A 13,218-nucleotide genomic window follows, 5' to 3' on the forward strand; every position below is an offset into this window, starting at 1 on the left:
CTGGAATAGTTAATATTAACGATAAATTTCAGCATCTACAGTGAGGTAATTATCACCTGTTGCGCCTACAACTTTAAAGCTTTTTGCGCCTTCATCTTTTGCGATTTGGGCAATCTTAGCAGTTAAACCATCTAAAGTATCACTACCTGTGATTGTGATATACTCACCATTCATCGAAGAACTTTTTGATACACTATCAGATGCGATTGAACCAAATGAAATAGCGCTTAAAGCTAATGTAGCAGCGATTAATGTAGATTTTTTCATAATAAACTCCAAATATATTCTAATTTTGCTAAGTATCGCGGAGTGTCTCTCTGTGATGTGGATCATATTATGCACTTTCGTTTAACTTTAAAATTAGCAATAATTGCTGTTCATTTTCAAAAAAATTGAATGTTATTTTTTAAATGATAGAACCTATTGTCACAAATATTTCACAACATACTGATATATCTAATAGATTTTATTTTGATAAAACGATAAATTACTCACTTAAAAAATTAAGAAGTATTATTTATCAAAAGAAAAAATAGCACGAAAAGGAAAAAATGATGACGGAGACAATATGGTCACTCTATATCGTTAGAAATCGTCTCGGTTCTCTTTATACAGGGATCACAACAAATGTTGAGAGGCGTTTTCAACAACATCAGAATGGAACTGGCGCTAAAGCACTGAAAGGTAAAGGCCCTTTATTACTAGAGTTTTATTGTCAGGTAGGAGATAGACAACGAGCTTCTCAACTTGAATACCAATTAAAGCAGCTGAAAAAAACGCAAAAAGAAAAGCTGATCATTGACCAGCCTTCAGACATTGCACTGTATTTAATACAAGATAAATAAATTTAGCTAAATTGGTCAAACAATGGTGAATAGTTGACTAAACCATGGATATCATCAACATTGCCATTTTCTAACGCATAAAGCTGAAAAGCATCTTCTGTATCAGGCCATTTGCAATGTAAGCCTTGTGACTTAGCTGGGATAAATCCTGATTTTTGATAGTACTCAGGCTCACCCAACACCACAACTGCACCGTAACCAAATTCATTTAGACTATCTAGCCCTTCATTAATCAGTTGACGTCCAATACCTTGGTTTTGGAAATCAGGCGCAACAGCAAGTGGTGCAAGCCCTACCCACTGACAATCTTTTCCATCAATATCAACAGGTGTAAAACCGATATAGCCAATCAATTGGTCCTCATCGCTAATTGCCACCATGCCTAATGTTAATAACCCTTCTTCACGTAAGTGTCCGACTAAATCAGCTTCAGCACTTGTCGGAAACGCTTGGCGTAAAAGGTTATCAATTGCAGGAATATCAACGGGAATTTCAACACGTATTAGCATGAAGTTGAGCTCAGTTCATGGCTGTGTAGCGTGTCTTCTTTTTCTTCTTGAAGCCCACTTTTTACAAACTCAGCCAGTTGTAATAAACCAAAACGCAACACAGATGGCATTGAGTCTAATTCAATTGCATCCATCAGGTTCTTAACATATAACCCGAGTTCTGTATCACCCTCAATTTGTAGACGACGTTGGAAAAATAAGGTGTCAGGATCTTCTTTGCGGGCAGCTATTAAAATAAGATCATTAGCATTTCCACTAAAGCTGACATCTTCTTTCTCTAAGCGACTGACCACTAATTTATCATCACGAACACTGATAAACCACTGTAAATGTAAGTCTCTTATCTCAACTTTTAGCCATTTATCTTCTAAAAAGTGTAAATCACCTTCAGCTAACGATTCACGAAATTGCCAACTTAAGAACTGTTCTAAAATGTCACGTTGCAAAGCAAATGGCGTAACTTGTAAAGGGTAACGTAAAAAACGAGGTCCCTCTTTAACCAAATGGGTACGAATTTTGTTAAACACGTTCGGACTCCTATAAATAAAATTACGGGCTATTGTGCCAGATATAGACAGATATTCTGCGATCCTATATCAATATTCGGTTAATCCGTTGTTCACATTTTGAGTTCTTTGATTTTACTTAAGCAAAAAACAGAGTTCTCTGCCCTAAATCAAAACCTTTTTTTATCTTGCTCATTACAATTTCTGATCATTCTTAATTTCTAAAGGGAAGTGAAGATGGAATTGCTGTGCCCAGCGGGTAATTTACCTGCCTTAAAAGCGGCCATAGATAATGGTGCGGATGCCGTTTATATCGGCTTAAAAGATGATACTAACGCAAGACATTTTGCTGGTTTAAATTTCACAGAAAAGAAGTTACAAGAAGCGGTTAATTATGTTCATCGCCACCAGCGAAAATTGCATATTGCAATAAATACCTTTGCTCATCCTGATGGATTTGACCGCTGGCAAAAAGCCGTTGATATGGCAGCATCTTTAGGTGCGGATGCTTTTATCTTGGCGGATATCGCCATGTTAGAGTACGCTGCAGAGCGTTATCCTCATATTGAACGCCATGTTTCTGTACAAGCCTCAGCAACTAATACACAAGCTATTGAATTTTATCAACGTAACTTCGATGTGGCGCGTATTGTTCTTCCTCGTGTTCTATCTCTTCATCAAGTGAAACAATTAGCACAAACGAGTCCAGTACCTTTAGAAGTTTTTGCCTTTGGTAGCTTATGTATTATGGCTGAAGGTCGATGCTATCTTTCTTCTTATTTAACAGGTGAATCTCCTAATACCGTTGGTGCTTGCTCTCCTGCTCGTTTTGTACGTTGGCAACAGACTCCACAAGGCATGGAATCTCGTCTTAATGATGTGCTTATCGACCGCTATTCACCCAATGAAAATGCAGGTTACCCGACATTATGCAAAGGACGCTATTTTGTTGATGATCACTGTTATCACGCATTAGAAGAGCCAACGAGTCTCAATACACTGTCTCTCTTACCTGAACTCATGGCGATGAATATAGCATCCGTCAAAATTGAAGGTCGCCAGCGTAGCCCTGCTTATGTCACTGAAGTCGCAAGAGTTTGGCGCGCTGCAATTGATCAATGCAAGAAAGATCCTCAAGGTTTTAGTACTCACCCGCATTGGATGAATGCATTAGGAAAAATATCAGAAGGAACGCAAACAACCTTAGGTGCTTATCACCGTAAATGGCAATAATAAGGATATAAAAATGAAATATGCATTAGGTTCTGTACTTTATTATTGGCAAAAAGAGACGCTTGAAACCTTCTATGAAAAAGCAAAACAGTGTGATGCAGATATTATCTATTTAGGTGAAACAGTTTGCAGTAAGCGCAGGGAAATCAAGCCTCAAGATTGGATAAATCTCGCCAAAGAAGTCGCTAAAAGTGGTAAACAAGTGGTTCTTTCTACCTTAGCGTTATTACAAGCACCTTCTGAATTAAAAGAAATTGCTAAGTTAGTTGATAACGGTGAATTTTTAGTTGAAGCGCATGATTTTGGTGTGATCAACATGCTTTATGAGCGTAATCTTCCTTTTGTCGCAGGCCATGGGTTAAATTGCTACAACGCTTATGCACTACGTTTATTGTATAAGCAAGGCATGATACGTTGGTGTATGCCTGTTGAGCTTTCTCGTGAGTGGTTAAATAATCTGTTAATTCAATGCGAAGAATTAGCGATTAGAGATAAATTTGAAGTTGAAGTATTGGCTTACGGGCATCTTCCTTTAGCCTATTCTGCGCGTTGTTTTACTGCCCGTTCTGAAAATCGCTCTAAAGATGATTGTGAAACTTGTTGCCAAAAATACCCTCAAGGCCGTGAAGTATTATCGCAAGAGAACCAACAAGTCTTTGTTTTAAATGGTATTCAAACGCAAAGTGGCTACTGTTACAATTTAGGAAATGATTTAGCGTCAATGGCAGGTCTAGTGGATATTATCCGCTTATCTCCTGAATCTGACACGATTTTTGATACCTTGCAGCAATTTCGACGAAATGAACAAGGTCAACAACCACTGACAACAATTCATCATCATGACTGTAATGGCTATTGGCGTAAGTTGGCAGGATTGGAATTAGTAGAGTAAAAATATAATATGTTGGAATAAAAAGCCCATAAGGGCTTTTTATTTTGACTCACCGCGATGATGTAACCAATGCTTAAATTGGTGCGTAATATGTCTTAATTCACCATTACGTAACATTCCCACCAGTACACCTAATACGGTGTAAATCACACCTAAAACCAGCATCATCACGATATCACCTAATATACTTTGGAATGACAATCCCATCTGGTTAATTCCAGCCATGGCGTTTACTGCCCATGTAGAAGGTAATGCAGATGAAATGGCAAATACCCAGTTAGGCATCGCTTGTAATGGCCAAATCGTACCGGAAATATAGAACACAGGGGTTGTAACAAATGCCAGTGTTAGATAAATCATCTCAACACTACGTAAGCATTCTGTAATTAATTTACCTAATCCTAAGACTGCCAATAAGAATGGAAATGTCAGCATCCAGATTTGATAAAGTGGAGCCTCTTGGCGATAACCTAATACCCAAGGCCATAATGCAAAGAATACCGCGGATAAAAATAACCAAATCGGAATAAGTGCCGATAGCGCTCCTAAATAGACCGCTAATGGTGGCTTTCCTTTTGGCGTACTTCTCACTGCAATACTGACACGCACGCAGGCAATTAAAAGGGAATGTTGCAATAACATCACTAATAATCCTGGAAAAATAATCGCAGCAAAACTTACCCCAGGGTTATACATCGCAATAGTTTCACCCTGAATAGGCTTTAATAGGATTTTTGATTGCTTAACACTAAAGCCTGCATTTTGTAAAATGCGCCCATTGTAAGAATCTAATAACTGTTGATAAGCCAACATTAATTCCTGCTGAATTTGCCCGCTAGCAAGACGGTTTGTGGCATCACCAAAGACAGGAACAGTGACATCTTTACCATTGAGTAATTTCTTCTCAAAATCAGTTGGTACAATAATGATGGCAAAAAGCTCTCGCATAATCATATCGTGGCGTGCTTCATCTAAATTATCATAGTTCTTGATGCTTAATTTAGGTGTCGAGTTTAATGCGCGAATAAGTGAATAACTGGCAGGACTGTGATCTTGATTGATAACAGCGACAGGTAGATCCCATAAAACAGGTTTGGCATAAACCAAACTCATCACACACAGAGAAACAATTAACAACATCCACATAGGTTTTTCTAGCATACCTAATAGAACGCGCTTAAAGGTTTGGAAGTACATCTGCATCATGCAACACCTACCTGTAATTCCAATCGTTTAAAAATACGTTTGCGAACTAAGAAGGCGATAGCAAAAGGATAAATCAGCAAGAGTGAGCAAACATACAAAATACCTTGTAATGATACTTCTCTTAAGAAGATATCAAACATCGCATTTAAGGCGTGAGTTAAAGGTTCTAGATTCGAAATAATTTGTGCAGGTAATATCATTGAGAGTTCAGGTACAGCCATGCCTGAAAATGCTAATGCAATACTCACCAACATCCCTATCATACTGTATGCCGTGATCGCACTATTGGTAAACGCAAAAAGCAGTAACCCCACACTTTGAGCCGCAATAATATAAAAGAATCCGACCAACACCATATATAGCGGATTACCATTCACCTTCGCCCCCGAAAAATGCACTAATGCTGCTAATTCAATAATTAATAAGGTTAAGAAAAATAGAGTGTAAGGAGTGAGCTTACCTATAAGTGCAAATGTGAAGGGCTTAATATTCAAGAGCATATTACCGCGCGACAACGAATAAATCGTACAGGTCACGACAAATAGTTGAAGCATATGGATCGTAGCCGCAAATTGCTGATAATAAATATAACTACCACTGGCATTAAACAAACTGTCATAAGAGAAAGTCACTTTTGCCAATGGTGGAACAGGTTTATTCATTTCTTGCGCTAAGACCGTGCGATATTGCGCATTAAGTTCTGCAATTAGTCCACTAAAATCCTGTATTGCATAACTCCCAGCAGCATAATATAACCCGTTGTAATACATACGTGTGGTGGGTTGCTTTCCAGCTAATACGTTGCTTTCAAAATGGCGGGGGATCGTAAGTATCGCGTAATCCTTTGCGCTACCAAGCCGTTCCATTGCAGTACGAGGATTACCATCTAGCGTATTTAATTGCGCATGAGAGCCTGCATTTAAGTCTCTGATCAGTGTTCGCGATAATGGGCTATTATCATTATTGATCACAGAAACTGGCAAATTCAGCAATGTACCTTCAGAAAAGTTAGCGCTAATTAACGTGAACAACATTAATGGAAATAACCAGCTTAGCCAGTGAAAAACCGGGCTACGAACTGCCATATGAGTTTCTCGTGAAAATGCGCTACTAAAGCCACGCCAAGCTGCTTTTACTCTCATTATTCGCCCTTATTTATCCCAGCGCCATAACGCACTCATTCCAGGACGTAGTCCCTCAATCGGCGTCACAGGATACAGTCGAATTTCAAACGTTTTTAAATCGAAATCACCCGTTGCTCTTGTCGCTCTTTTGGTTGCATAGTCACCCATTGGTGCAATATAACGAATTTCAGCTTCTACCTCTTTATTACCTAATGCAGGAACCGTAATCGTAATACGATCACCTTTGCGAATATTCGCTAAAATATCTTCACGAAGGTTATAAACAAAATAAGCTTCAGGAAGACGAATAAGGGTAACAAGCGGGCTATTGGCATTAAAAAGTTCACCTATTTCCGCAGGAATAGGACCAACTTCTCCGTCCACTGGCGCTTTAACTTGGAGATCGTTTTGTTGGATCTTCAATTCAATAAGTTGTTGTTCTGCCTGTTGTACTGCTGCTGTATATTTATGGCGTAATTCAATACGATCGCCATTTTTGGCTTCATCCAATTCTGCTTGCGCTGCTCTTACGCGTTGTGATGCAACATCTCGGCTACGGCGTGCATTATCCAATTCTGTCGCTGATACATAGCCTTGGCTAGCCACTGTGCTAATACGCTGATAATCTCTTGTCGCATTTGCTGCTTCTACTTTGGCTTGAGCCAGCACCGCTTCTAGGTTGCGAATGCTCTCTTCTCTTGTGCCATGTAATGACAAATCTAATTGAGCTTGAGCTTGTGCTTTAGCGGCCTCAAGTGCAGCAACTTGCGCATTGAGTTCAGGGCTTTCTAATGTGATCATCAATTGCCCTTTTTTAACATCATCACCTCGCTCTATATGACGTTCAATAACACGACCTTTGGCTTTCGAGGCAACAATCACTTCTGGAGCATCAACTTCTCCTTGCAATAATAAATATTGATTATGCGCGCGGAAAAGTACGGCTAATGCAATTAGTATTAGCATTAATAAAATAAGATAAATGGCTCTTTTTTTCATATAACGATTAGACCTTAATAGTGAAGTAGAACACTCACTGACTGAGTTATATTACACAATAACTCAGAATTTCTTTAAGAATTTTGTGCGCCAGATCACTGATGCAAAGGAATATTTTCTTTGATAGTGCGATTAAGTTATTCTTATATCGAACTTTATTGCCTAATTAATATCCCGCTTTATCTGAACTTTTTATATTTATCAGATAGAAAAGAGAACGGTACTCAATACTTATGTATGAATTTGATCTTATTTTGCTGTTATTACAGCAAATGTGCGTTTATTTAATTATTGCTTGGTTTTTAAGCAAAACACCTCTATTTACGCCACTTTTACAGGTCACTATAAAGCTACCACATAAATTGATGTGCTACGTCATATTCTCTATTTTCTGCATTATGGGTACTTATTTTGGGCTACATATTAATGATTCTATTGCTAATACGCGTGCTATTGGCTCCGTCTTAGGTGGGTTGCTAGGCGGCCCTTATGTCGGCTTTCTCGTTGGTTTTACGGGAGGCTTACATCGCTATTCGCTCGGTGGTATGACTGCATTTAGCTGTATGGTATCGACTATTGCAGAGGGATTAATTGGTGGGCTAGTTCACCGTTATTACGTAAAACACGGGCAGATGCACCGAATATTTAATCCGTGGACGGCAGCGGCAGTTACCTTCTTTGCTGAAATAATACAGATGAGCATCATCTTATTATTGGCACGCCCGTTTAATGAAGCACTTGCCTTAGTTAAAGATATTGCCGCCCCTATGATCGTAGCCAATACTATTGGTGCGGCGATGTTTATTCGAATATTACAAGATAGACGCGCTATATTTGAAAAATATACCAGTGCATTCTCAACACAAGCATTAAAAATCGCCGTTTGCACCGAAGGTATTTTGCGTAAAGGATTTAATCAAGACAATAGTACCCGAGTTGCAAAAGTTATTTATCAAGAATTAAGAGTCAGTGCGGTTGCTATTACAGATAGAGAAAAGCTGCTGGCTTTTATTGGTATTGGCGCTGATCACCATTTACCCGGTACGCCTATTTCATCAGAACAATCGAAACAAGCCATTAATAATAATGAAGTTGTTTATGCTGACGGTAATGAAACACCCTATCGTTGCACTCTTTCCCCTCATTGCAAACTAGGATCAACCTTAGTTATTCCGCTAAGAGGTGAAAATAATCAAGTCATTGGAACAATAAAACTTTATGAAGCTAAAAATCGCCTGTTTAGTTCAATTAACCGTACTTTAGGAGAAGGTATTGCTAGTTTATTATCTGCGCAAATTCTGGCGGGGCAATATGAGCGAAATAAGCAATCACTTTTAGAATCAGAGATTAAACTTCTGCATGCACAAGTAAATCCACATTTTCTTTTTAATGCGTTAAATACACTACAAGCCGTTATTCGCCGTGATAGTGAACAAGCAAAACAATTAGTGCAATTTCTTTCTGCGTTCTTTCGTAAGAATTTAAAAAGACCTGAAGCCGTGGTGACATTAAGTGACGAAATTGAACATGTGAATGCGTATTTACAAATCGAAAAAGCGCGTTTTCAGGAACGGTTACAGATTAATATTCAAATTCCTGAAAATTTAGCTAATGCACGCTTACCGGCATTTTCTCTTCAACCCATGGTCGAGAATGCAATTAAACATGGAACATCACAGTTATTGGGCACAGGAAAGATTACAATTAGAGCATATCAAGAGCACCATTTAATCATTATCGAAATTTGTGATAATGCCGGACTTTACCGTCATCAATGCCCATCGCATCAATTAGGTTTAGGCATGAGACTAGTGGATAAACGATTAAAATTACGCTATGGCGAGCTTTATGGTGTTTTAGTTGAATGCCAAGCCGATAAATATACAAAGGTGAAAATCTGCTTACCTCTCGAAAAAAGCATGGATAAAACTACATAAAAATGAATATATTAATCGTTGATGATGAGCCGTTGGCTCGTGAAAACTTACGTTGTTTACTTGAAGTTGAAAAGGATATTCATATTGTTGGTGAATGCAGTAATGCGATTGAAGCCATAGGAGAAATACATCGAAAAAAGCCTGATGTTGTTTTTCTAGATATTCAAATGCCTCGTATTACTGGTCTTGAAATGGTCACAATGTTAGATCCTGAACATCGCCCTTATATTGTCTTTTTAACTGCATTTGAAGAGTATGCAATTCAAGCTTTTGAAGAGCACGCTTTTGATTATTTACTCAAGCCATTGGAACAAGAGCGTTTAACAAAAACATTAAATCGTTTACGCCAAGGTAAGAAACAGAATATTGATCTCTTAACACCTCCTGAAGAGCGTTTAAAGTGTATTCCCTGCACAGGTCATAGCCGTATTTGGTTAATGCCCATTGATGAAGCTGTATTTGCCACATCAAGACTCAGTGGTGTTTATGTTACCAATAATCAAGGCCAAGAAGGCTTTACTGAATTAACACTACGTACATTAGAAACACGCACACAATTAGTTCGTTGCCATCGCCAATATTTAGTGAATATGGATTATGTTAATGAAATTATTTTTGGTGACAATGGGCAGGCTGAATTGATATTACACAATAATAGCCAAATTCCTGTTAGTCGCCGATATTTAAAACCATTAAAAGAAGCGATTGGTTTAAGTTAATTTTTCATCAATTTAAGGGACAATAAATAGCATACGGATTGTTAAAAGTAGAAATTCGCTTATGTAATGAGATCCTTGCGGCTGGGTTTAGTAACAAATATAAAAACCATGATTAATGCAAAACTCACACCACAGATAGAAACAAAAGTGATTGAGCTAATTAATAAAGCCTAGCAATAAAAATAAATATGCATAAAAAAACCAGCCAACTTTCGTTGACTGGTTTTTATTTTTTATCATCAACTCAATTTAATATTGAGTCGATTGTAGGCTCTTATTGGTTATGAGAGCTGCTACGACGACGTGGAGTACCTTCGTTATTACGACTACGGAAGTTACCGCGTTCGCCACCACGATCGTTATTACCACGACGTTGTGGTTGGTCACCGTTACTAAAACGACGACCACCTTGTGGCTGACCATCACGACGGCTGTTATTACGACGCTCACGGAAAGGCTGAGATTGAGCATCACCCACTAATTGCATATTCAGTGGTTTGTTCATAATACGCGTGCGTGTGAAATGGCTTAATAAATCAGTTGGCATACCTTTTGGTAATTCAATGGTTGAGTGAGAACCATACAGTTTGATATTACCAATGTAACGGCTGCTGATATCACCTTCGTTAGCAATCGCACCAACGATATGACGAACTTCAACACCATCATCACGACCCACTTCGATACGATATAAATCCATTTCGCCAGCATCACGACGTTCACGACGAGGAGAACGCTCGCGGTCGTTATCACGGCGACGATCGTCACGATCGTTAAATTCACGACGAGGACGACGAACGGGATCAGGTGGCAGAATAAGTGCGCGCTCACCTTGAGCCATTTTCAGTAATACCGCAGCCAGTGTTTCCATATCCAGCGCTTCTTCACCTTGTGGAGCTAATTTAGGTAACAGAGCACGGTACTGGTCAAGGTTGCTAGTTTCTAATTGTTGCGCGATTTGCTGTGCAAATTTTTCCTGACGACGTTGGCTGATGAGTTCTGCATTTGGCAGTTCTACTTCAGGAATTGTCATCTTCATTGTACGTTCGATATTGCGCAGTAAACGACGCTCACGGTTATCAACAAATAAAATTGCGCGACCAGCACGGCCGGCACGACCAGTACGACCAATACGGTGAACATAAGATTCTGAATCCATTGGGATATCATAGTTCACAACAAGGCTGATACGGTCAACATCAAGACCACGAGCTGCAACATCAGTCGCGATTAAAATGTCTAAACGACCATTTTTCAAACGCTCTAACGTTTGCTCACGCAATGATTGGTTCATGTCACCATTTAATGCGGCACTGTTATAGCCATTACGTTCTAATGCTTCAGCAACTTCTAATGTTGCGTTTTTAGTACGAACGAAAATAATTGCTGCATCAAAGTCTTCCGCTTCTAAGAAACGAATTAATGCTTCATTTTTACGCGCACCAAATGTCATCCAGTAACTTTGGCTGATATCTGGACGAGTTGTTACACTGCTTTGAATGCGAACTTCTTTAGGATCATTCATGAAGCGACGTGTAATACGACGAATAGCTTCTGGCATGGTTGCAGAGAACAGCGCAGTTTGGTGTTCTGCTGGGATCTTACTTAAGATATTTTCAACATCTTCAATAAAGCCCATACGCAACATTTCATCAGCTTCATCTAAAACTAAACCTTTCAGTTTAGATAAATCTAATGTGCCACGGTTTAAATGGTCTAATAAACGACCTGGTGTACCTACAACCACTTGTGGTCCTTGACGTAACGCACGTAATTGAACGTCGTAACGCTGACCACCATATAAAGCAACAACATTTACTTTTGGTAAATGCTTAGAAAAATCTTCAATTGCTTCAGCAACCTGAACCGCAAGTTCACGAGTAGGCGCTAAAACTAAAATTTGTGGTGCTTTTAATGATTCATCAAGATTATGTAATAATGGCAGGCTAAATGCGGCAGTTTTACCACTACCGGTCTGTGCCATACCTAAAACATCATTACCGTTTAAAAGGAAAGGAATACATTGTTGCTGAATTGGAGAAGGCTTCTCGTAGCCTAAGTCATTCAGTGCAGTCAAAATAGGTGCTGATAAACCTAGATCAGCAAAAGTCATATCGGTTTCAGTAGTCATGTCACTGTGCCTCATTCATTATGGCAGCCAGTTGACATAACATACCGCATGGTTTGTCGGTCTTTATCATCTAAAATGTGAACTGGCTCAAATTATATTATTAAACGAACAAACAAGCCCTCATCCTATGCAGATGATGGCTTTCAAACTGATCAGAGAAATGTTCGTCAGCTATTGCTGGTCCGATTCCGCTAGGTCTTCTTGTTGGCCTAACAGTGCTAATTCCAACAATGCGTAGCGGTGCTCAACAAAGTTATGTGCGTTGTTGGCAACCGTCAGCTTGAATAACGCTTCTGCGCTATCCGTATCCCCCAGACTTAGGTAATACTTACCTAAATAGAAGTTAGTTTCACTAAGATGCTCAGCGAGCGAAGTGTTATCGGTTGAAGCCTCATTTAGTTTCAACATTAATGTTTTCTCATTAATGTCGCCTAAATAAAACTCAACTATATTCCATCCCCATTGTCCCGTTTTATCCGCCTGCTGGTATCGCTGTTTTAGCTGTTGTTTAGCCAAATCAGTGTTTATCTCTTTTTCTACAAGATATAACCAAAGCGAACGAATGGGATCATTTGGATCGACCTGATAAAACGCCTGCAGATCATCCTGCGCCAATTTCAATCGGCCACCGTAGTACGAAGCGATACCACGATTAAAACGCGCATTATTGTAAGTTGGATCAAGCTCTAAAACAGAATCAAACGCTTCATAAGCAGCATCGTAATTCGCTGCTTGCGTAAAATAGATACCTAGAAAATTAAAAATTTCTAGCATATCTGGTCGTATTGATAGCGCCATTGAAAAATCATTACGCGCTAAAGCTCGTAAACCGAGACTATCATACAGCACACCACGCTCATATAAAAGCTGTGCGTATTCATCTTCGGTTAATGAGCGGCTCGCTAGGATTTGTTCTATACGAGCTAATATCACTTCTTGTTGTAAAGAAGGCTGCAATGGTGTGGCAAAAACCGCATTCTGACGCCATTCTGGACTAGTGCTGCATCCGGAAATAAAGATGAAAACAGCAATAGAACAACTGCGCAGAAATGTTTTCATTTCTCACTCCCAAAGTCAGACCTTTCAACAAAAAGCGTTCTAGACGTCCTACTTGTCA

The 13,218-nt window shown here is 39.1% G+C and carries 13 protein-coding genes; 5 read left to right on the forward strand and 8 right to left on the reverse strand.

The features are described 5' to 3' along the window. Positions 1-15: 15 nt before the first annotated feature. Entirely contained in the window at positions 16-267 is a 252-nt protein-coding gene (locus CUB63_RS09465; RefSeq protein WP_072064542.1) for a YdgH/BhsA/McbA-like domain containing protein, read from the reverse strand. A 287-nt stretch (positions 268-554) separates the two neighbouring features. On the opposite strand from CUB63_RS09465, the gene CUB63_RS09470 reads away from it, so the two are divergent. After that, positions 555-845: a GIY-YIG nuclease family protein gene (locus tag CUB63_RS09470; RefSeq protein WP_072064543.1), complete on the forward strand. Its 291-nt coding sequence runs from the start codon at positions 555-557 to the stop codon at positions 843-845. Positions 846-847: 2 nt separating this feature from the next. On the opposite strand, the gene CUB63_RS09475 is transcribed toward CUB63_RS09470, so the two are convergent. After that, on the reverse strand, positions 848-1,354 hold the full coding sequence (locus CUB63_RS09475; protein WP_109847948.1) for a GNAT family N-acetyltransferase: 507 nt from the start codon (positions 1,352-1,354) through the stop codon (positions 848-850). Then, the gene (ubiT, locus tag CUB63_RS09480) at positions 1,348-1,881 is read right to left on the reverse strand and encodes a ubiquinone anaerobic biosynthesis accessory factor UbiT (RefSeq protein ID WP_006535669.1); all 534 of its coding nucleotides are present in this window, start codon (positions 1,879-1,881) and stop codon (positions 1,348-1,350) included. The genes CUB63_RS09475 and ubiT overlap by 7 nt, the downstream gene beginning before the upstream one ends. Positions 1,882-2,097: 216 nt before the next feature. On the opposite strand from ubiT, the gene ubiU reads away from it, so the two are divergent. Further along, positions 2,098-3,093: a ubiquinone anaerobic biosynthesis protein UbiU gene (gene ubiU, locus CUB63_RS09485; protein ID WP_109847949.1), complete on the forward strand. Its 996-nt coding sequence runs from the start codon at positions 2,098-2,100 to the stop codon at positions 3,091-3,093. A 13-nt stretch (positions 3,094-3,106) separates the two neighbouring features. Beyond that, a complete protein-coding gene (locus CUB63_RS09490) occupies positions 3,107-3,985 on the forward strand; it encodes a U32 family peptidase (protein ID WP_072064544.1) in 879 nt (292 codons plus the stop codon). A gap of 39 nt (positions 3,986-4,024) precedes the next feature. Here CUB63_RS09490 and CUB63_RS09495 read toward each other — a convergent pair whose 3' ends face one another. Genes CUB63_RS09495 through CUB63_RS09505 form a run of 3 tightly spaced genes read right to left on the reverse strand, consistent with a single transcriptional unit; the run spans position 4,025 to position 7,314 of the window. Beyond that, positions 4,025-5,188 (reverse strand): ABC transporter permease, encoded by a 1,164-nt coding sequence (locus tag CUB63_RS09495; RefSeq protein ID WP_072064545.1) that lies wholly within the window; start codon positions 5,186-5,188, stop codon positions 4,025-4,027. Next, complete coding sequence (locus CUB63_RS09500) at positions 5,188-6,333, reverse strand: ABC transporter permease (RefSeq protein ID WP_109399651.1); 1,146 nt, start codon at positions 6,331-6,333, stop codon at positions 5,188-5,190. Before CUB63_RS09500 ends, CUB63_RS09495 begins: the two co-directional genes overlap by 1 nt. 9 nt (positions 6,334-6,342) lie before the next feature. Then, positions 6,343-7,314: an HlyD family secretion protein gene (locus tag CUB63_RS09505; protein WP_006535675.1), complete on the reverse strand. Its 972-nt coding sequence runs from the start codon at positions 7,312-7,314 to the stop codon at positions 6,343-6,345. A gap of 233 nt (positions 7,315-7,547) precedes the next feature. Between CUB63_RS09505 and CUB63_RS09510 the strand changes: the two genes are divergently transcribed. Both CUB63_RS09510 and btsR read left to right on the forward strand, forming a co-directional pair. Next, complete coding sequence (locus CUB63_RS09510; RefSeq protein ID WP_109847950.1) at positions 7,548-9,251, forward strand: sensor histidine kinase; 1,704 nt, start codon at positions 7,548-7,550, stop codon at positions 9,249-9,251. A 2-nt stretch (positions 9,252-9,253) separates the two neighbouring features. After that, entirely contained in the window at positions 9,254-9,970 is a 717-nt protein-coding gene (gene btsR, locus CUB63_RS09515) for a two-component system response regulator BtsR (protein ID WP_006535679.1), read from the forward strand. Positions 9,971-10,244: 274 nt separating this feature from the next. Here btsR and CUB63_RS09520 read toward each other — a convergent pair whose 3' ends face one another. Together CUB63_RS09520 and nlpI are read right to left on the reverse strand one after the other, a co-directional pair. Beyond that, positions 10,245-12,101, reverse strand: coding sequence for a DEAD/DEAH family ATP-dependent RNA helicase (locus CUB63_RS09520; protein WP_072064549.1), 1,857 nt, complete (start codon positions 12,099-12,101; stop codon positions 10,245-10,247). A 171-nt stretch (positions 12,102-12,272) separates the two neighbouring features. Next, a complete protein-coding gene (nlpI, locus tag CUB63_RS09525) occupies positions 12,273-13,160 on the reverse strand; it encodes a lipoprotein NlpI (protein WP_072064550.1) in 888 nt (295 codons plus the stop codon). Positions 13,161-13,218: the final 58 nt, after the last annotated feature.

Source organism: Proteus penneri, from assembly GCF_003144535.1.
GTDB classification, from domain to species: Bacteria; Pseudomonadota; Gammaproteobacteria; order Enterobacterales; family Enterobacteriaceae; genus Proteus; species Proteus penneri.

What these genes read in the sequence shown, in the direction of transcription:
- CUB63_RS09465 (WP_072064542.1), bottom strand. Translation starts at nt 267, where the DNA reads ATGAAAAAATCTACATTAATCGCTGCTACATTAGCTTTAAGCGCTATT.
- CUB63_RS09470 (WP_072064543.1), top strand. Translation starts at nt 555, where the DNA reads ATGACGGAGACAATATGGTCACTCTATATCGTTAGAAATCGTCTCGGT.
- CUB63_RS09475 (WP_109847948.1), bottom strand. Translation starts at nt 1,354, where the DNA reads ATGCTAATACGTGTTGAAATTCCCGTTGATATTCCTGCAATTGATAAC.
- ubiU (WP_109847949.1), top strand. Translation starts at nt 2,098, where the DNA reads ATGGAATTGCTGTGCCCAGCGGGTAATTTACCTGCCTTAAAAGCGGCC.
- CUB63_RS09490 (WP_072064544.1), top strand. Translation starts at nt 3,107, where the DNA reads ATGAAATATGCATTAGGTTCTGTACTTTATTATTGGCAAAAAGAGACG.
- CUB63_RS09495 (WP_072064545.1), bottom strand. Translation starts at nt 5,188, where the DNA reads ATGCAGATGTACTTCCAAACCTTTAAGCGCGTTCTATTAGGTATGCTA.
- CUB63_RS09500 (WP_109399651.1), bottom strand. Translation starts at nt 6,333, where the DNA reads ATGAGAGTAAAAGCAGCTTGGCGTGGCTTTAGTAGCGCATTTTCACGA.
- CUB63_RS09505 (WP_006535675.1), bottom strand. Translation starts at nt 7,314, where the DNA reads ATGAAAAAAAGAGCCATTTATCTTATTTTATTAATGCTAATACTAATT.
- CUB63_RS09510 (WP_109847950.1), top strand. Translation starts at nt 7,548, where the DNA reads ATGTATGAATTTGATCTTATTTTGCTGTTATTACAGCAAATGTGCGTT.
- btsR (WP_006535679.1), top strand. Translation starts at nt 9,254, where the DNA reads ATGAATATATTAATCGTTGATGATGAGCCGTTGGCTCGTGAAAACTTA.
- CUB63_RS09520 (WP_072064549.1), bottom strand. Translation starts at nt 12,101, where the DNA reads ATGACTACTGAAACCGATATGACTTTTGCTGATCTAGGTTTATCAGCA.
- nlpI (WP_072064550.1), bottom strand. Translation starts at nt 13,160, where the DNA reads ATGAAAACATTTCTGCGCAGTTGTTCTATTGCTGTTTTCATCTTTATT.